This window comes from Bradyrhizobium sp. BRP19 (assembly GCF_020194195.1).
GTDB classification, from domain to species: domain Bacteria; phylum Pseudomonadota; class Alphaproteobacteria; order Rhizobiales; family Xanthobacteraceae; genus Bradyrhizobium; species Bradyrhizobium yuanmingense.
In genome coordinates this window covers 22475-39716 of the sequence record NZ_JADYVZ010000005.1, presented here as the reverse complement: position 1 = coordinate 39716, position 17242 = coordinate 22475, and the positions used below count along the sequence as shown (strand labels likewise).

General features: G+C 66.3%; 18 protein-coding genes. 12 read left to right on the top strand and 6 right to left on the bottom strand.

The window, feature by feature from the left end; translation table 11 throughout:
* Nucleotides 1-48 precede the first annotated feature (48 nt).
* On the top strand, nucleotides 49-921 hold the full coding sequence (gene gluQRS / locus I6F36_RS17650) for a tRNA glutamyl-Q(34) synthetase GluQRS (protein ID WP_225171868.1): 873 nt from the start codon (nucleotides 49-51) through the stop codon (nucleotides 919-921).
* A 101-nt stretch (nucleotides 922-1022) separates the two neighbouring features.
* Nucleotides 1023-2273, top strand: coding sequence for an ATP-binding protein (locus I6F36_RS17645; RefSeq protein ID WP_225171867.1), 1251 nt, complete (start codon nucleotides 1023-1025; stop codon nucleotides 2271-2273).
* On the opposite strand, the gene I6F36_RS17640 is transcribed toward I6F36_RS17645, so the two are convergent.
* Nucleotides 2200-3093 carry a YihY/virulence factor BrkB family protein gene (locus I6F36_RS17640; protein ID WP_225171866.1) on the bottom strand — a complete coding sequence of 298 codons (894 nt, stop codon included), beginning with the start codon at nucleotides 3091-3093 and terminating at the stop codon, nucleotides 2200-2202. The genes I6F36_RS17645 and I6F36_RS17640 overlap by 74 nt on opposite strands.
* 313 nt (nucleotides 3094-3406) lie before the next feature.
* Here I6F36_RS17640 and I6F36_RS17635 point away from each other — a divergent pair, with 313 nt between their 5' ends.
* The 6 genes from I6F36_RS17635 (at nucleotide 3407) to I6F36_RS17610 (ending at nucleotide 7471) form a co-directional block, all read left to right on the top strand.
* Nucleotides 3407-3601 carry a twin transmembrane helix small protein gene (locus tag I6F36_RS17635; protein WP_036020744.1) on the top strand — a complete coding sequence of 65 codons (195 nt, stop codon included), beginning with the start codon at nucleotides 3407-3409 and terminating at the stop codon, nucleotides 3599-3601.
* A 2-nt stretch (nucleotides 3602-3603) separates the two neighbouring features.
* Complete coding sequence (locus I6F36_RS17630) at nucleotides 3604-4176, top strand: cob(I)yrinic acid a,c-diamide adenosyltransferase (protein WP_225171865.1); 573 nt, start codon at nucleotides 3604-3606, stop codon at nucleotides 4174-4176.
* Nucleotides 4177-4302: 126 nt separating this feature from the next.
* Nucleotides 4303-5052 carry an electron transfer flavoprotein subunit beta/FixA family protein gene (locus tag I6F36_RS17625; protein WP_225171864.1) on the top strand — a complete coding sequence of 250 codons (750 nt, stop codon included), beginning with the start codon at nucleotides 4303-4305 and terminating at the stop codon, nucleotides 5050-5052.
* Complete coding sequence (locus I6F36_RS17620) at nucleotides 5052-5996, top strand: electron transfer flavoprotein subunit alpha/FixB family protein (RefSeq protein ID WP_225171863.1); 945 nt, start codon at nucleotides 5052-5054, stop codon at nucleotides 5994-5996. Before I6F36_RS17625 ends, I6F36_RS17620 begins: the two co-directional genes overlap by 1 nt.
* A gap of 194 nt (nucleotides 5997-6190) precedes the next feature.
* On the top strand, nucleotides 6191-7072 hold the full coding sequence (locus I6F36_RS17615; RefSeq protein ID WP_035996839.1) for a 3-hydroxybutyryl-CoA dehydrogenase: 882 nt from the start codon (nucleotides 6191-6193) through the stop codon (nucleotides 7070-7072).
* A 204-nt stretch (nucleotides 7073-7276) separates the two neighbouring features.
* Nucleotides 7277-7471, top strand: coding sequence for a hypothetical protein (locus I6F36_RS17610; protein WP_036020754.1), 195 nt, complete (start codon nucleotides 7277-7279; stop codon nucleotides 7469-7471).
* Nucleotides 7472-7475: 4 nt separating this feature from the next.
* On the opposite strand, the gene I6F36_RS17605 is transcribed toward I6F36_RS17610, so the two are convergent.
* A complete protein-coding gene (locus I6F36_RS17605; RefSeq protein ID WP_225113053.1) occupies nucleotides 7476-8141 on the bottom strand; it encodes a TlpA disulfide reductase family protein in 666 nt (221 codons plus the stop codon).
* A 100-nt stretch (nucleotides 8142-8241) separates the two neighbouring features.
* Here I6F36_RS17605 and argH point away from each other — a divergent pair, with 100 nt between their 5' ends.
* The 3 genes from argH (at nucleotide 8242) to lysA (ending at nucleotide 11315) form a co-directional block, all read left to right on the top strand.
* A complete protein-coding gene (gene argH / locus I6F36_RS17600) occupies nucleotides 8242-9639 on the top strand; it encodes an argininosuccinate lyase (RefSeq protein WP_225171862.1) in 1398 nt (465 codons plus the stop codon).
* Nucleotides 9640-9732: 93 nt separating this feature from the next.
* On the top strand, nucleotides 9733-10026 hold the full coding sequence (locus I6F36_RS17595; protein WP_035996882.1) for a lipoprotein: 294 nt from the start codon (nucleotides 9733-9735) through the stop codon (nucleotides 10024-10026).
* Nucleotides 10027-10049: 23 nt separating this feature from the next.
* Entirely contained in the window at nucleotides 10050-11315 is a 1266-nt protein-coding gene (gene lysA, locus I6F36_RS17590; RefSeq protein WP_225171861.1) for a diaminopimelate decarboxylase, read from the top strand.
* Nucleotides 11316-11446: 131 nt separating this feature from the next.
* Here lysA and I6F36_RS17585 read toward each other — a convergent pair whose 3' ends face one another.
* Complete coding sequence (locus tag I6F36_RS17585; RefSeq protein ID WP_225171860.1) at nucleotides 11447-12337, bottom strand: NAD(P)-dependent oxidoreductase; 891 nt, start codon at nucleotides 12335-12337, stop codon at nucleotides 11447-11449.
* A gap of 112 nt (nucleotides 12338-12449) precedes the next feature.
* The gene (locus I6F36_RS17580; RefSeq protein WP_028134137.1) at nucleotides 12450-12833 is read right to left on the bottom strand and encodes a carboxymuconolactone decarboxylase family protein; all 384 of its coding nucleotides are present in this window, start codon (nucleotides 12831-12833) and stop codon (nucleotides 12450-12452) included.
* 169 nt (nucleotides 12834-13002) lie between these two features.
* On the opposite strand from I6F36_RS17580, the gene I6F36_RS17575 reads away from it, so the two are divergent.
* The gene (locus tag I6F36_RS17575; protein ID WP_225171859.1) at nucleotides 13003-15672 is read left to right on the top strand and encodes a TIGR02302 family protein; all 2670 of its coding nucleotides are present in this window, start codon (nucleotides 13003-13005) and stop codon (nucleotides 15670-15672) included.
* Between the two features lie 202 nt (nucleotides 15673-15874).
* On the opposite strand, the gene I6F36_RS17570 is transcribed toward I6F36_RS17575, so the two are convergent.
* Together I6F36_RS17570 and I6F36_RS17565 are read right to left on the bottom strand one after the other, a co-directional pair.
* A complete protein-coding gene (locus I6F36_RS17570; RefSeq protein WP_035996894.1) occupies nucleotides 15875-16249 on the bottom strand; it encodes a response regulator in 375 nt (124 codons plus the stop codon).
* Between the two features lie 37 nt (nucleotides 16250-16286).
* Nucleotides 16287-17165 carry an MJ0042-type zinc finger domain-containing protein gene (locus I6F36_RS17565; protein ID WP_225171858.1) on the bottom strand — a complete coding sequence of 293 codons (879 nt, stop codon included), beginning with the start codon at nucleotides 17163-17165 and terminating at the stop codon, nucleotides 16287-16289.
* Between the last annotated feature and the right edge of the window lie 77 nt (nucleotides 17166-17242).

Here is a 17242-nt window from a genome sequence, read left to right as displayed (position 1 = left end):
AAGAACGTGGATGGCCGGGACAAGCCCGGCCATGACGAGATTCATGTGATGGCACCACCCGTTTTCCGATTCGCCCCGAGCCCGAACGGCTTCCTGCATCTCGGCCACGCCTATTCCGCGCTGCTCAATTTCGACCGAGCGCGCGAGTCCGGCGGCCGATTGCTGCTGCGAATCGAGGACATCGACGCGACGCGGTGCCGGCCGGAGTTCGAGACGGCGATCTACGAGGATCTCGCCTGGCTCGGGATTGTCTGGGAGACGCCGGTGCGGCGGCAGTCGGAGCATCTCGCCGATTATCGCGCTGCGCTGGAAAAGCTCTCTGTGCTCGGTCTCGTCTATCCCGCCTTCGAAAGCCGCGCCGAGATTGCAAGGCTGGTAGCGGCGCGCGAGGCCGCTGGCCCGTGGCCGCGTGATCCCGACGGCGCACCGCTTTATCCGGGCGAGGCCACATCACTCTCGGCTGACGAGCGCTCGCGGCTGATCGCCTCGGGCGCGCCCTATGCGCTGCGGCTCGACATGGCGGCCGCCTGCCGCCGCGCCGCCGGCCTGAGCTGGAACGAACTCGGCGAGGGGCCGGACGGCGAGCGCGGCATCGTCCCGGCGCGGCCGGAGGCCTGGGGCGATGTCGTCCTGGCCCGCAAGGAGACGCCGACCAGCTACCATCTCTCGGTGGTCGTCGACGACGCGCTCCAGGGCGCCAGCGAGATCGTGCGGGGCCAAGACCTGTTTTACGCCACGGCGGTGCACCGCTTGCTCCAGGTTCTGCTCGGCCTGCCCGAGCCGGCCTATCGCCATCACCGGCTGATTCGGGATGAGGCGGGCCGGAAGCTGTCGAAATCGAGCCGCTCGACCGGTCTGCGCGAATTGCGTTCGGCCGGCCTCACGCCTGCCGCGATCCGCCGGCTGGTGGGATTACGTTAAGTTTCTCTGGGGGTTAGCGAAACGTCGCCGTGACTCCGGGCGTTCCTCCGTGCCATGCTTGGCCAGCGCGGGGTTCGAAGAGGGTACTTCGAAGGGGATTCATGGCGGCGAAGACGCGTCCAGTACGCACCACCCGGACGTCCAGGCGGCGGCCGCTTCGGAAGCGGCCCAAGGGCGGTCAGCTGCGCAAGCGCAGCACCAAGGCGGTTGCGCCGGATGTCGTCCAGGCGGCGCTGGCCGCGTTTGCCCATGAGGTCCGCACCCCCCTGACCGGCATTCTCGCGATCAGCGACCTGCTCGCGACCTCCGACCTCGGCGAGCGGGAGCGGCGCTGGGCCGACACCATCAAAGCCGGCGCCGAGCACCTGGCGAGCCTCGCCACGCTATTCGTGGATGCTGCCAGAACGGGGAAGGGCGGCAGCACGCCGCGGCAGGACCTGTTCGATCTCAAGGCGCTCGCCCGCACCGCCGGCGATTCCCTGGCCGGCCGCGCCGCGGCCAAAGGTCTCCAGGCCAAGGTCGAGATCGCCGACAAGATCCCAGGGCTCGTGGTCGGTGATTCCGTCCGCCTGCGCGCCGCGCTTGAGAACCTGATCGACAACGCCGTGAAATTTACCGACCAGGGCGGAGTGGCCCTCGCCGTCGAGCCGTGGCGTCCCGCCAAAGGCAAAGCAAAGGGCAGGGTCGGCGTCGCCTTCGCCGTGTCCGACAGCGGCATCGGCCTGACCATGGCCGAGATCAAGCGGCTGTTCCGCCCGTTCACCCAGGCCAATGTCACCATTGCCGCACGCTTCGGCGGCGCCGGCTTGGGGCTCTCCTCGGTCAAGCAATTGGCGCGGGCGATGGGCGGCGACATCACCGTCGCTCCGCGCCGCGGTGGCGGCGCCACCTTCAAATTGACGGTGTCGCTGGACGCGGCGGGACCGGGCAAGGTCCGCAAGGCGAAGGACGGCAGCGAGCCCGAGGCGGCCGCTGCGCTTCGCGTTCTCAGCGTCGAGGACAATCCGTTCGGCCGGGTCGTGCTCAACACCATCCTGACCGAGCTGGGCCATCATGCCGAGTTCATCGGGCGCGGCGAGGACGCCGTGAACCGGCTGGCGCAGGGCGCATTCGACGCGGTGCTGATGGACATGGTGCTGCCGGGCATCGACGGCATCGAGGCCATCAGGCGGATTCGCATGCTGCCGACGCCGCTGGCTCGGATCCCGATCATCGGCGTGTCCGGCCGCGGCGAGGACGAGGCCGCCTCGCGCGAGGCCGGTGCCGACGCCTTCCTGGTCAAGCCTGTTTCTCCGCGGGCTTTAGCGACTGCGCTGCTTGAAGCGACACGCCGTGAGGAAGCCGCGACTTGATGATCGCGGCATTGAGCTCGCCGCCGTAAACGAAGATCGCGGCGATGAAATACAGAAACACCAGCGCGATGATCACCGAGGCGAGGCCCGCATACATGGTCACGTAGTTGTTGGCAAAGCGGGCCAGGTATTGGCCGAACACGATGCTGGAGATCAGTGACGCCACGATGGTGAAGACGATGCCGGGCAGTATCTGCAGGAAGCTGCGCCGTCCCGCCGGCAGCCAGGCGTGCAGGATGATCAGCGCCACCACCAGCGCGCCGATGGAGATGCCGTAGCGCACCCAGGTGAGGATGCTCTCGTTGGATTCGACGAACAGCGGAATGTGGCGCCGCGCCGCCTCGATAATGAGCGGACCGAGCACGATCAGGAACGCCATAGCGAGCGCCGTGAAGGCCGCAATGATCGTATAGGCAATCGACTCCAGCCGAAGCCAGTACCAGCTTCGCATCTCCACCACCGCATAGGCGCGGTTGAGCGCCACCCTGAGCGCCTCGACGCCGTTCGAGGCGAAATAGACCGACAGCGCCGCGCCGATGGTCAAAAGGCCGGTCCGGGTGGTGGTCAGCACGTCATGCACCTCGCCCGAGATCGAATCGGCGACCTGCTTGGGCCAGACCTGGAGCATCAGGCTGGCGGCCTGGTCGGCGAGTTCCTTGGAGCCGAAGAAGCCGGCGAGCGCGGTCAGCACGATCAGGAATGGGAACAGCGCCATCAGCGTCGAGAGCGCGATGTGGCTCGCGATCGCCCAGCCGTCATCGGCGAGGAACGTGTAGAACGCGTCCTCAACGACGCAGTAAATGTAGCGGATGGCTTTCACTTGGCACCTACACCGCTGCTCTCTCCCTCTGCACGTAGGGAGAGGCCAGGAGAACGAGCAATGGGCGCAAATCGAAAAATCATCGCGCTACCATCTGATATTCTTGGCCCAAAAGCCAGTTCGCGAAGCCCCCCTTTGTCATTCCGGGGCGCGCGCAGCGCGAGGCCGGAATCCATCTAGCCGCGGCGCAAGTGGCGCGATGGATTCCGGGCTCGAAGCGCCGGGTCTCGCTTCGCTCGATCCCGCCGCGTCGCCCCGGAATGACGAGCTGGGGAGATGGCGGACCGGCACACACGGTGTTATCTACCCTCAAATGGCATCTTTTCTGAGTACTTTCATCCTGCCGGCCGCAGCCGGCGCCGTGGCGCTGGTGCTGCTGCTCGGGCTCATCAACATGATGCGCGGCGGCTCGCCCAACACCTCGCAGAAGCTGATGCGTTGGCGCGTGCTGCTTCAGTTCGTGGCGATCATCGTCGCGATGCTCGCGGTCTGGGCGATGGGACGCTGATCATGGTGGTGCTGAACCGCATCTACACGAAGACCGGTGACGATGGCACGACGGCGCTCGGAACCGGAGAGCGCCGTCCGAAATACGATCTGCGCATCGAGGCCTATGGCACCGTCGACGAGACCAACGCGGCGATCGGCGTGGTCAGGCTCTACACCGCGGAGATGCCCGAGCTCGACGCAATGCTCGGCCGCATCCAGAACGATCTGTTCGATCTTGGCGCCGATCTCGCGGTGCCGGAACGGGAAGGCAAGGCGGAGCGGCTGCGGGTGGTGGCGAGCCAGGTCGAGCGGCTCGAGCGCGACATCGACGCGCTCAACGACAAGCTTGCGCCGCTGACCTCCTTCGTGCTTCCCGGCGGCGCGCCGGCCGCGGCCCATCTGCATGTGGCGCGCACGATATGCCGCAGGGCGGAACGCGTGATCGTGGAACTGGCGGCCCAGCCGGGCGAGCCGGTCAGCGCGGCTGGCATCCAATATATGAATCGCCTGTCCGACTTTCTCTTCGTGGCCAGCCGGGTCGTGAACGGCAATGGCGCCGGCGACGTGCTCTGGGTTCCCGGCCAGAACCGCTGACCCATCGCGCTCCCGCATTTCAGAAGGCCAAAATTAGACCCGTTCGCGCGTTGACCGGGGCAGATCGGGCCTTTAGGTTCCGCGCCAGTTGATAACCCCCCTCCCAAATTGAGTGAAAGAGGATCGATGAAGGTCTTAGTGCCGGTAAAGCGGGTGGTCGATTACAACGTCAAGGTCCGCGTCAAGGGCGATGGATCGGGCGTTGAACTCGCCAACGTCAAGATGTCCATGAACCCCTTCGACGAAATCGCTGTCGAGGAAGCGCTGCGCCTGAAGGAAGCCGGCAAGGCCACCGAGGTCGTGGTGGTCTCGATTGGACCTGCGCAGGCGTCCGAGACGATCCGCACCGGTCTTGCCATGGGCGCCGATCGCGGCATCCTGGTGAAGGCGGACGGCACCGTCGAGCCGCTCGCCGTCGCCAAGATCCTGAAGAAGGTTGCGGACGAAGAGCAGCCGGGCCTGATCATTCTCGGCAAGCAGGCGATCGACGATGACTCGAACCAGACCGGCCAGATGCTGGCCGCGCTGCTCGGCTGGTCGCAGGCGACCTTCGCCTCCAAGCTCGAGATCGAAGGTACCGACTTCAAGGTGACGCGTGAAGTCGATGGCGGTCTGCAGACCGTGAAGCTGAAGGGACCGGCGATCGTCACCACCGATCTCCGCCTCAACGAGCCGCGCTACGCCTCGCTGCCCAACATCATGAAGGCGAAGAAGAAGCCGATCGCGGAGAAGACGGTCGCCGATTACGGCGTCGACATCGCCGCGCGTCTCGAAGTTCTGAAGACGGCTGAGCCCGCGGGCCGCAAGGCCGGAGTCAAGGTCAAGGACGTCGCCGAGCTGGTGTCGAAACTCAAGAACGAAGCCGGGGTGCTCTGATGACGACGCTTCTGATTGCCGAACACGACAATGCGTCGCTCAAGGACGCCACCAACAAGGCCCTGACCGCAGCCGCCGCGCTTGGCGCGGATGTCGAGGTGCTGGTCGCCGGCCAGAACGCCAAGGCCGCGGCGGATGCCGCTGCCAAGCTCGCTGGCGTGAAGAAGGTGCTGCTCGCCGATGGCGACCTCTACGCGCACGATCTGGCCGAGCCGCTGGCTGCGCTGGTGGTGTCGCTGGCGTCCGGCTATGACGCCATCGTCGCGCCGGCGACCTCGCGCTTCAAGAACGTGATGCCCCGCATCGCCGCTCTGCTCGACGTCATGCAGGTCTCGGAGATCACCAAGGTGGTCGCGCCCGATACCTATGAGCGCCCGATCTATGCCGGCAACGCCATTCAGACGGTGAAGTCGAAGGACGCCAAGAAGGTCATCACGGTCCGCACCTCGACCTTCACCGCAGCAGGCGAGGGCGGCAGCGCCCCGGTCGAGACCGTGGCGGCGGCGGCCGATCCGGGCCTGTCGACTTTCGTCGGTGAGGAAGTCGCCAAGAGTGATCGCCCCGAGCTAACCTCGGCCAAGATCATCGTCTCCGGTGGCCGCGCCATGCAGAGCCGCGAGAACTTCGCCAAGTACATCGAGCCGCTCGCGGACAAGCTTGGGGCCGGTGTCGGTGCCTCGCGCGCCGCGGTCGATGCCGGCTATGCGCCGAACGACTGGCAGGTCGGCCAGACCGGCAAGGTGGTGGCCCCCGAGCTCTATGTTGCGGTCGGCATTTCCGGCGCCATCCAGCATCTGGCCGGCATGAAGGACTCCAAGGTGATCGTTGCGATCAACAAGGACGAGGACGCGCCGATCTTCCAGGTCGCCGATTACGGCCTGGTGGCCGATCTCTACCAGGCGGTTCCGGAGCTGACGGCCGAACTCGGCAAGCTCGGCAAGTAAAAGGCATCGAAAACACCGGCCGGAGGTATAAACTCCGGCCGGTGCTGCGTTTCTGAGGCGTTTTCTTTGGCGTGGGCGCGCCTTGGAGACGATCCAATCTAGGTTTCGAGCCAAGGTTCTGATTAAATCGGACCTCCCGGCTCGAGGGGAAAGGCAGGGCGCGCCCCCCGCGCGCCGTTCCGGTGGATGACAATATGGCGGCAGTGATCAAGAAGGTCGGCGTGATCGGCGCGGGTCAGATGGGCAATGGCATCGCGCATGTCGCGGCGCTCGCTGGCTTCGACGTGGTGCTCAACGACGTTTCGGCCGACCGCCTCAAGTCGGGCATGGCCACCATCAACGGCAATCTGGCGCGTCAGGTCTCCAAGAAGGCCGTCACCGAGGACGACAGGGCCAAGGCGATTGCGCGTATCAAGCTAGCCGAGAAGCTGGACGATCTCGCCGATTGCGACCTCGTCATCGAGACCGCGGTCGAGAAGGAAGAGGTCAAGCGCAAGATCTTCCACGAGCTCTGCGCCGTATTGAAGCCGGAGGCGATCGTCGCCTCCGATACGTCCTCGATCTCGATCACGCGCCTCGCCGCCGCCACCGACCGCCCGGAGCGCTTCATCGGCATTCACTTCATGAATCCAGTGCCGTTGATGGAACTGGTCGAGCTGATCCGCGGCATCGCCACCGACGACGCCACCTTCGAGACCGCCAAGGACTTCGTCGGCAAGCTCGGCAAGCAGGTCGCGGTCTCCGAGGATTTCCCGGCCTTCATCGTCAACCGCATCCTGCTGCCGATGATCAACGAGGCGATCTACACGCTGTATGAAGGCGTCGGCAACGTCGAGGCGATCGACGCGGCGATGAAACTGGGCGCCCACCATCCCATGGGTCCGCTTGAGCTTGCCGATTTCATCGGGCTCGACACCTGCCTCTCCATCATGCAGGTGCTGCACGAGGGGCTAGCCGACTCCAAGTACCGCCCGTGCCCGCTGCTGGTCAAATACGTCGAGGCCGGCTGGCTCGGCCGCAAGACCCAGCGCGGCTTCTACGACTACCGCGGCGCCAAGCCGGTGCCGACGCGGTAAGGTGGCCTTGTGCCCCGGACGCAGCGCGGAGCGCCGCAGAGCCGAGGCCCAGGAACCGCGCGCTGAAGGCTAGGTCCCGGCTCTGCGGTGCGTCACTTGCGTGCCGCCCCTTGTCCGGGACACGATTGCCCGTACTGCTCCATGACAATTCATGTCGCGTTAACCTCTCGCGCCTAGGTTACGGCCGGTACGAGGGTTCGCGTAATGGACATGATGGCAATGGTCAGCAGCATGCTGGCCGCACAGCAAGGCGCGCTGCAGTCGAATATCGCGGCGACGCTGACCAAGCAGAACGCGGATATGGAGAAATCCACCGTCCTGACGCTGCTCGGCACCGGCCAGCCCTCGCTCGCCAATGTCGCCCCCGGCGTCGGCGGCAATCTCAATGTGACGGCCTAAACCCTTAAAGCGCCGCGGCGGCCTTGCCGGTTGCCGCGCGGATCAGCTTGAGCGCGTCCTCACTCGCCCATTCCGCCGGCCCCGCGATCGTCGCGATTTCACACCCCTGCGGGTCGACCAGCACGGAGGTGGGCATGCCCAGTGCCCGTCCCACGGCCTTAAGATCCTGGAACACCTTGGCTTTCTGGTCGCTGAAATAGGCGAGCCGGGTCAGGTTGGCCTCTTTCAGGAAGGTTTTCGGCTTCTCCAGGTCGCGGGTGTCGATGTTGATCGCCACCACCTCGAAATTCGGGCCCGATAGCTTGCCCTGGAGCTCGTCCAGCGCCGGCATCTCCTTGCGGCAGGGCACGCACCAGGTGGCCCAGAGGTTCACCAGCAGGGTCTTGCCGCGGAAGTCGGACAGCTTCTTCGGCTTGCCCTCGGCATCCTCGAAGGTGAGGTCGGGCAGCTTCAGCGGGGCGCTTGCCATGGTCAGCGCCGCCACCTCGCCATGGGCGAGCGGGGCGATCTTCTGCGCCGTCGCCACCGCCGCCTTGCAGGTCGGATCGCCCAAGGGCGCCCGGCTCGGGCCGAGCCCGTACAGCGCGGCGAAGCCGGCCAGCCCGACGATCGCCACGGCGGCGATGACGAAGGGGATGCGGCGCGTGGCGGAGGGCTTCTGGTCGAGCATATCGTTTGTCATCCGGTCGCAGATATGGCTATCAGGGGCCTCTTAATACGGCTGGCCGCGGCCAGCAAACGTGCGGCAAATCAGGCGTGAGCAGGGGATCATGAGCAACAAGATGTGGGGCGGCCGGTTCTCGGAACGCCCCGACGAGATCATGGAAGAGATCAACGTCTCCATCGACGTCGATCGTCACCTCTTCGCCCAGGACATTGCCGCGTCCAAGGCCCACGCCGCGATGTTGGCCAATCAGGGCATCATCACGGCTTCTGATGCGAAAAATATCGGCAAGGGTCTAGACACAATCCTGTCAGAGATCGGCAAGGGCGGCTTCGAATTCAAGCGCGCGCTCGAGGACATCCATATGAATGTCGAGAGCCGCCTGTCGGAGCTGATCGGCCCGGCCGCCGGAAGGCTGCACACCGCGCGTTCGCGCAACGACCAGGTCGCCACCGACTTCCGTCTGTTCGTCCGCGACGTCATTGACGAGACCGATGCCGCGCTCGCCGCGTTCCAGCAGGCCCTGGTGGACCGCGCGCTGGAGCACGCCGCAACCGTCATGCCCGGCTTCACGCATCTGCAAACGGCGCAGCCCGTCACGTTCGGCCATCACCTGCTGGCCTATGTCGAGATGGCGGCGCGCGACCGCGGCCGCTTCCAGGACGCCCGCAAGCGCCTGAACGAATCGCCGCTGGGCGCGGCTGCGCTCGCCGGCACCTCGTTCCCGATCGACCGCCATGCCACCGCGAAGGCGCTCCTGTTCGACCGCCCGATGGCGAACTCGCTCGATGCCGTCTCCGACCGCGATTTCGTGCTGGAGACGCTGTCGGCCGCCGCGATCTGCGCCGTGCACATGTCGCGCTTTGCCGAGGAGATCGTGATCTGGACCTCGCCGCTGGTCGGCATGATCCGGCTCAGCGACAAGTTCACCACGGGATCCTCGATCATGCCGCAGAAGCGCAACCCGGATGCCGCCGAGCTGGTGCGCGCCAAGACCGGCCGCGTCATCGGCGCGCTCAACGGCCTCCTGATCGTCATGAAGGGCCTGCCGCTCGCCTATCAAAAGGACATGCAGGAGGACAAGCAGGGCGCCATGGAGGGTTTTGCCGCGCTGTCGCTGGCAATCCGCGCCATGACCGGCATGGTCCGTGATCTCGTTCCGGACGAACCCAAGATGAAGGCGGCCGCGGGCGAGGGCTATGCCACGGCGACCGACCTCGCCGACTGGCTGGTGCGGACGCTGAGGATGCCGTTCCGCGAGGCGCACCACGTCACGGGCCGCATCGTCGCCAAGGCCGCCGAGGGGGGCGTCGCGCTGCACGAACTGCCGCTCAAGGAAATGCAGGCGATCGAGTCCAAAATCACCAAGGACGTGCTCGGCGTGCTCTCGGTCGAATCGTCGGTGAAGAGCCGGACCAGCTTCGGCGGCACCGCGCCGAAGAACGTGACGTCCCAGGCCAAGGCCTGGGCGAAGCGGCTGGAAAAAGAGCGAAAATTGGGCTGAGGGCAAAATTTCGCTTATGTTTCATGGTCATCCGGCCCTCGCCAGAACGCGCCAATCTCTGTATGGTGCGCCGCGCGTAGTGGGGATTTCGTCGTGACGTCAAAGTTTCGCCCGGCCGGCTCGGGGTGGGCCATCATTGTCTTGAGCCTGACGGCGCTCGCGCTTGCAGGTTGCGGCCGCAAGGGCCCGCTGGATCTGCCGCCGACCGCCTCCAACGCCCCCGCAGCCACCGGCGCCGCACCCGTCGAGCCCGAGACCGCGGCCCAGAAGGCGCCGAGCCTGTTCGAACCCACGGCCAGCGCGGATGCTGCGCCCGCGGCGGCCAAGGGCCGGAAGAAATCGTTTATTCTCGACCCGCTCCTGGACGAACCTCCCGGCAAGAAATAAGCCGGGACAACCGAGCCTGCGCCATGAACCATTTCGACTATCGCAACGGCGTGCTGCACGCCGAGGCGGTGAACCTGTCCGAGCTGGCCGCCACCGTCGGCACGCCGTTCTACTGCTATTCGACCGCAACGCTGGAGCGGCATTACCGCGTCTTCACCGAGGCCTTTGCCGGCGAGAAGGTGCTGGTCTGCTACGCCATGAAGGCGAACTCCAACCAGTCGGTGCTGCGGACGCTGGCCAAGCTCGGCGCCGGCGCCGACGTGGTTTCGGGCGGCGAGCTGAAGCGCGCTTTGGCCGCCGGCATTCCCGCCAGCAAGATCGTGTTCTCCGGCGTCGGCAAGACGGAAGCAGAGCTGCGCGCGGCGCTCGCCGCCGACATCCTCTGCCTCAACGTCGAATCCGAGCCGGAGCTCGAGCTGCTGTCGCGCCTGGCGACCGAGATGGGCAAGACCGCGCGCATCTCGCTCCGCGTCAATCCCGACGTCGATGCCGGCACGCACGCAAAGATCTCCACCGGCAAGTCCGAGAACAAGTTCGGCATCCCGATCGTGCATGCCCGCGAGGTCTATGCGCGCGCGGCGAAGCTGCCCGGAATCAAGGTGACCGGCACCGACGTGCATATCGGCAGCCAGATCACCGACCTATCCAGCATGGAGACCGCGTTCCGCATCCTCTCCGAATTCGTGCAGACCCTTCGGGCGGACGGCCACGACATCAGCCACGTCGATTTCGGTGGTGGCCTCGGCATCCCCTATTACATGGATCGCGAGGCGCCGCCTGCGCCCGCCGCCTATGCCGCCATGGTCAGGCGCGTCAGCCACAATCTCGGCTGCACGCTGATGTTCGAGCCGGGCCGCATGATCGTCGGCAATGCCGGCATTCTGGTCGCCAAGGTGATCTATGTGAAGCACGGCGACGGCAAGAATTTCGTCATCATCGACGCGGCCATGAACGACCTGATCCGCCCGACACTGTACGAGGCGCATCACGACATCCTGGCGGTGAAGCAGCCCGCCAAGGGCGCCGCCACCATCAAGGCCGATGTCGTCGGCCCGGTCTGCGAGACCGGCGATTATCTCGCCCTCGACCGCACGCTGCCGACGCCCGCGCCCGGCGATCTCCTCGCCATCATGACCGCCGGTGCCTATGGCGCCGTGCAGGCCGGCACCTACAACACCCGGCCGCTGGTGCCCGAGGTGCTGGTGAAGGGCGACCAATACGCCGTGGTGCGCCCGCGCATCGAGGTGGAGCAGCTCATTGCAATGGACACGCCGGCGCCGTGGCTGTGAGGCCGCTACCAAAACCTGCAAAACAACCCCATGCACAGTAGACTGGGGGTTTCGGAATGATGCGTGGCCGTCGGGCAAAACCGCTTGAACTGTCGAGCAGATTCAGCACGACCGCGCTATTTCGCTGAACGTCAGTTTTTTCCGCCTACGATCACACCCGCTTTCTTCTCGATCGGCTTGATGGCCGCGGTGAAATCGGACTCGGCGCCTTCTGCGCGGATCACGGTCTCCCACAGCCGCCCGACCGCGTCGGCGACCTCCATCGACAGGCCGAGCTGCTTCATCTCCTCCAGCGCCAGCCGCACGTCCTTCACCATCAATCCCGTGGCGAAGCCGAAGTCGAAGGTGCGCGGCAGCACCGCGCGCGGAAACTTGTCGCGGCTCGCGGTGTTCATGCCCGAGCCGGCATTGATGACGTCGATCATCACGGCGGGATCGAGCCCGGCCTTCACGCCCATCACCACGGCTTCCGACGTTGCCACGATCGCGGTCGCCGACAGAAAATTGTTGGCCAGCTTCATGGTCTGCGCCGCGCCCGGCTTCTCGCCGATGAAGAACACCTTTCCGATCACCTCGAGCGCGGGCTTGAGCAGCTCGAACTCGGCTTTCGGGCCCGACACCATCACGGCAAGCGTGCCCTTCTCGGCGCCGCCGACGCCGCCGGAGACGGGACAGTCGATCTGCACGATGCCGCGCTCCGCGAGCAGCCCGTGAATCTTCACAGCCATTGCCGAGCCGACGGTGGAGAGATCGACGAAGCGTTTGGCGCGCCTGCCCTCGATCACGCCGTTCGCTCCCGTTGCGACGTCGAGTGAAGCCTGCAGCGAAGGCAAACTCGCCATGACGGTCTCGGCCTGGTCAGCGACGTCCTTCGGCGACGACGCGGCAAGGGCACCGCGCGCGACCAGCTTGCCGATAACCTCCTTGCGCGTGTCGAATACGACGAGCCTGTGCCCCGCCTCGATCAGCCGCCGCGCCATCGGGAAACCCATGTTTCCGAGCCCGATGAATCCGATGTCCATGGTGTTTCCTTATCTCTTCGTCGTTGTACGTGAAGCGGCGATCGTTCTCCGCTCGTCGTCCCGGGGCATCGCGAAGCGATGAGCCCGGGACCCATGAGATGGGCGCTGGGTCTCACGCCTTCCCGTCGATCTCCGCGAACACCTCGCGCGCGATGCGGAAGCTGTCGACCGCGGCGGGCATGCCGCCATAGATCGCGACCTGCATCAGGATCTCGCGGATCTCCTCGCGGGTGACGCCGTTGGTCAGCGCGCCCTTCAGGTGCGCGCGAAACTCGTGCTGACGGTTGAGGATCGCGATCATGGCGATGTTGAGCATGCTGCGGGTCTTGCGCGGCAGCTCCTCGCGGCCCCACACCGTGCCCCAGCAATATTCGTTGAGCATCTCCTGGAACGGGCGGTTGAAATCGTCGACGTTCTTCAGGGCGTTGTTGACATAGGCCTCGCCCAGCACAGCTTTGCGGACTTCCAGGCCCTTGTCGTGCATCTTCTTGTCCATGGCGTTTCCTTCGTTTCCCTCGAGATTGGCGCGCGGAAATTACGGGGTTGCACCCGGCCAGTCACGTCCTCGTGTTATGCGGGAAAAGGAGGCGCTCCCGTACGGGAACGGATGCCTCAGTGCTGCCGTTGTGATAGGCTCTGCTCTACCGGGCAACCTGGAGAGTTGATTGAACGGCGTCACCCCCGAGCCGTCAGACCCGATCCGCAACGGCGATGCGCTGTCGCGGCTGAAGCTGGCGCAGGCCCTTGATCGGGCAACTTATGCCATCGCGTGGGAGCGTGCCTGGCCCAATGCGGCGCGCCTTCTGACCGTCGTCGGCCTGTTCCTGGTGGTGTCCTGGGCCGGCCTCTGGCTGGCGCTGCCGTTCACGGCCAGGGCCGTCGGCCTCGCCCTCTTCGCCGCGATCGCGGCGGCCGCCCTGTTCCCGCTGATTCGCTTCCGCTGGCCGAGCCGCGAGGAAGCGCTCGCCCGGCTCGACCGTGGCTCCGGCATCCGGCACCGCCCGGCCACCACGCTCACGGACACGCTGACCTCACAGGACCCGGTCGCGCAGGCGCTGTGGCAGGCGCAGCGCGAGCGGACGCTCGCCTCCATCAAGCGCATTCGCGCCGGTGTCCCGCAGCCCCGGCTCGCGCTTCACGACCCCTGGGCGCTGCGTGCCCTCGTGATGGTGATGCTGGTCGCGACCTTCTTTGCCGCGGGTGACGAGCGTGCGATGCGCCTTGGCGCCGCCTTCGACTGGAACGGGGTGCTGGCGCCGGCCAATGTTCGCGTCGATGCCTGGGTCACGCCGCCGCTCTACACCGGCAGGCCGCCGGTCATCCTGTCGGCCGCCAACAAGGAAGCCGCGGCGCTGCCCGCCAGCGGCCCGCTTGCCGTTCCCGCCGGCTCGACCCTGATCGTGCGCTCCTCCGGCGGCAACCTGGATGTCGCCGTCTCCGGCGGCCTCAAGGAGGTCGCCCCGGCCGAAGCCAGCCCCAAGGGGACCAACGAAAGGCATTTCGCGATTTCCGGCGACGGCACCGCGCATGTCCGGGCGCCCTCCGGCCAGCCGCAATGGGCCTTCGCCGCCACGCCGGATCGTCCGCCGACGATCGCGCTCGCGAAGGACCCGGAGCGCCAGGCGCGCGGCGCGCTCCAGCTCTCCTACAAGATCGAGGACGATTACGGCGTCACCGGCGCCGAGGCGAAATTCGCCCCGCGGCCGACCGACGCCAAAGATGGTGCCAAGGATGGCCCCAAGGATGGTCCGAAGGCCGCCGCCGGTGATGGCGACAGCAGGACGGCGCCGCGGCCGCTGTTCCAGCCGCCGAAATTCCCGCTCGCGCTGCCGAATGCGCGCACCCGCAACGGCGTCGGGCAATCCGTGAAGGATCTCAGCGAGGATCCCTATGCCGGCGCCGAGGTCACGCTGACGCTCACGGCCAAGGACGAGGCCGGCAACGAGGCCGCCAGCGAGCCGTTCAACATGCGCCTGCCCGAGCGGCTCTTCACCAAGCCGCTGGCCCGTGCATTGATCGAGCAGCGCCGCATCCTCGCGCTCGACGCCAACAAGAATTCGGACGTCTTTGCCGCGCTCGACGGGCTGATGATCGCGCCCGAGATGTTCACGCCGGAGCCGGGACAATATCTCGGCCTGCACAGCGTGGCCCGGCAGCTCGAAGCGGCGCGTACCGACGATGCCTTGCGCGAGGTCGTGGCGAGCCTGTGGGCGCTTGCGGTGACGATCGAGGACGGCAAGATCTCCGACGTCGAGAAGGCGTTGCGCGCGGCCCAGGAGGCGCTGAAGCAGGCGCTGGAGCGCGGTGCAAGCGACGAGGAGATCAAGAAGCTCACGCAGGATCTGCGTCAGGCGCTGAACGATTTCATGCGCCAGCTCGCCGAGCAGTTCCGCAACAACAATGACCCGCAGCAGCTGGCGCGGCCGCTCGATCCGAACACCAAGGTCCTGCGTCAGCAGGATCTGCAGAACATGATCGACCGGATGGAGCGCCTGTCGCGCTCCGGCGACAAGGATGCCGCCAAGCAATTGCTCGACCAGCTCCAGCAGATGCTGGAAGGCCTGCAGATGGCGCAGCCGGGGCAGTCCGGCGAGAGTGACATGGAGCAGGCGCTCAATGAGCTCGGCGACATGATCCGCAAGCAGCAGCAATTGCGCGACAAGACGTTCAAGCAGGGCCAGGACTCCCGGCGCGACCGCTCGCGCGGCAAGCAGCAGCAGGGCGATCAGTCCATGTCGGAGCTGCAGCAGGACCAGCAGGGACTGCGCGACCGCCTGAAGAAGCTGCAGGACGAGCTTGCCAAGCGCGGCCTCACCCAGAAAGGGCAGAAGGGTCAGCAGGGCCAGCAGGCACAGAAGGGCCAGAAGGGGCAGCAAGGCGAACAGGGCCAGCCCGGCCAGAACGGCGATCAGGACGGCGACCAGGGCGATGACGGCAGCCTGGACGCAGCCGACGGTGCCATGGGCGATGCCGGATCAAAGCTCGGCGAGGGTAATGCCGACGGCGCCGTGGACTCGCAGGGCAAGGCACTCGACGCCATGCGCAAGGGTGCGCAGAAGATGGCCGAGGCGATGCAGCAGGGCGATGGCGACGGCCAGGGCGACGGCCCCGGCCAGCGTGCCGGCCGGCAGCAGAGCGGCGGCAACCAGACCGATCCGCTCGGCCGGCCGCTGCATGGGCGCGAATATGGCGACGATTACACGGTCAAGATTCCCGGCGAGATCGACACGCAGCGTGTCCGCCGCATTCTCGAAGAGCTCCGCCGCCGTCTCGGCGATCCCTCGCGGCCGCAGATCGAGCTCGATTATCTCGAGCGGCTGCTGAAGGAGTTTTGAGGGACGGCTCAGGTCTCGTAGCCCGGATGAGCGCAGCGACATCCGGGGCATTGTTCCCGCATATCGCTGAGCTGATGCGGGCTACGATCGCGCCACAGTTTGCGTCATAGCGAGCGCAGCGAAGCAATCCAGAGCCTTTCCGCAACGGCAGTCTGGATTGCTTCGCTGCGCTCGCAATGACGATGTGGGGATACCGCCGACGCTAGCCCTTCTTCGCCGCCAGCGCATCGGCGACCGCCGTGCGGATATCGGCGACCGAGAACGGCTTGGTCACGACGTCATGCACCAGCGCGTTCAGGTTCGAGGCGCGCTCGCGCTGGTCGGCAAAGCCGGTCATCAGCAGGATGGTCAGGTCGGGAAAATCGCGCGCCGCGGAGAGCGCCAGCGCGATGCCGTCCATCACCGGCATCTGGATGTCGGTGAGCAATAGGTCGAAGGCGCCATCCTCGCGGGTCAGGATCTCCAGCGCCTCTGCACCGTCCTGGGCGGTGACGGTCTCGTGGCCGTCCATGGCAATGGCGCGCGCCACCAGCGCGCGCATCGAATCCTCGTCGTCGGCGATCAAGATCTTCGGCATGAGACGAACCTTGGTATCAACCTCCCCTGGGGGGCGATTATACGCTGCCGCCGGCAATGTCGCGCCGGTTGAAGAAACGAACGTCGATGTTGCGGCCTTCCGGCGGCGGTGAGGCCAGGCGCGAGCGGAAGAAGGCGCGCTCACCTGGCCGCAGCACGGTCTGCTCCAGCACCGCATTCCAGGCATAGATCTCCGCGCCCTGGACGTCGCGCACGGCAAAACGCAGCCGCGGAATGTCGAGCGGCTTCTTGCCCTCGCCGACGATGACGCCCTCGATCACCAACACCTGTTTACCGTCCACGGTCTCGCTGGAGAGCTTGACGTCCTTGAAGGCGAGACCCCGCAAGTTCACCTCGAGCCCGACCATCTTGTAGAACGCTGCCGTCTGCGGCAGCAGCCGCACCACGTCGCCGCGCCAGAGCACCAGTGCCAGCACCAGCGCGCCCATCGCGGCGCAGGCGGTCGGCAGGCCAAGATAGGATTTGCGCGGAGCTGTGGTGGCGACCGGGCGGCTCACCCGCGCGCCGCGGCGGGGGAACAGGCTGCGGAACCAGGACTGGTGTTGCGCGCCGACGGCCTCCTCTTCGGCCTGCCGGGCCGCTGCCGACCATTCGTCCTCGGTCTCGCGGGTCTCCTCATCCGGCCAGTCGCTGGCGATCGAGGGACTATCGACGACCGGCGTATCAGTGGCGCCGTCGTCCTTGGCATAGGAGTTCCATTGTTCGGCGAGGTCGGACTGGTCGTCGGCTCGGCTGGCCGCGGCCATGGCCGGAACGGACGCCTCCTCGATGGCATCCTCGGCGTGGGCGATCCAGGTCTCCTTGCAGCGGGAGCAGCGGACCGCCCGCCCGTTCGCCCCAAGGCTCGCGAGCTTGATGGCGTAGGATGTCATACAATGGGGGCAGACGATATGCATGGACGAGCCTTGATGCATGAACGAAGGTCTTGACGATGCCACGGTCGCGGAGACCGGGCGCCCCTTATGCTACTGGG

Coding starts and splice junctions, on each gene's coding strand:
- I6F36_RS17580 (WP_028134137.1), bottom strand. CDS start 12,833: ATGGACAAGAAGATGCACGACAAGGGCCTGGAAGTCCGCAAAGCTGTG.
- I6F36_RS17605 (WP_225113053.1), bottom strand. CDS start 8,141: ATGCTCGACCAGAAGCCCTCCGCCACGCGCCGCATCCCCTTCGTCATC.
- gluQRS (WP_225171868.1), top strand. CDS start 49: ATGGCACCACCCGTTTTCCGATTCGCCCCGAGCCCGAACGGCTTCCTG.
- I6F36_RS17630 (WP_225171865.1), top strand. CDS start 3,604: ATGGTGGTGCTGAACCGCATCTACACGAAGACCGGTGACGATGGCACG.
- I6F36_RS17645 (WP_225171867.1), top strand. CDS start 1,023: ATGGCGGCGAAGACGCGTCCAGTACGCACCACCCGGACGTCCAGGCGG.
- argH (WP_225171862.1), top strand. CDS start 8,242: ATGAGCAACAAGATGTGGGGCGGCCGGTTCTCGGAACGCCCCGACGAG.
- I6F36_RS17615 (WP_035996839.1), top strand. CDS start 6,191: ATGGCGGCAGTGATCAAGAAGGTCGGCGTGATCGGCGCGGGTCAGATG.
- I6F36_RS17625 (WP_225171864.1), top strand. CDS start 4,303: ATGAAGGTCTTAGTGCCGGTAAAGCGGGTGGTCGATTACAACGTCAAG.
- I6F36_RS17635 (WP_036020744.1), top strand. CDS start 3,407: ATGGCATCTTTTCTGAGTACTTTCATCCTGCCGGCCGCAGCCGGCGCC.
- lysA (WP_225171861.1), top strand. CDS start 10,050: ATGAACCATTTCGACTATCGCAACGGCGTGCTGCACGCCGAGGCGGTG.
- I6F36_RS17565 (WP_225171858.1), bottom strand. CDS start 17,165: ATGCATATCGTCTGCCCCCATTGTATGACATCCTACGCCATCAAGCTC.
- I6F36_RS17585 (WP_225171860.1), bottom strand. CDS start 12,337: ATGGACATCGGATTCATCGGGCTCGGAAACATGGGTTTCCCGATGGCG.
- I6F36_RS17570 (WP_035996894.1), bottom strand. CDS start 16,249: ATGCCGAAGATCTTGATCGCCGACGACGAGGATTCGATGCGCGCGCTG.
- I6F36_RS17620 (WP_225171863.1), top strand. CDS start 5,052: ATGACGACGCTTCTGATTGCCGAACACGACAATGCGTCGCTCAAGGAC.
- I6F36_RS17610 (WP_036020754.1), top strand. CDS start 7,277: ATGGACATGATGGCAATGGTCAGCAGCATGCTGGCCGCACAGCAAGGC.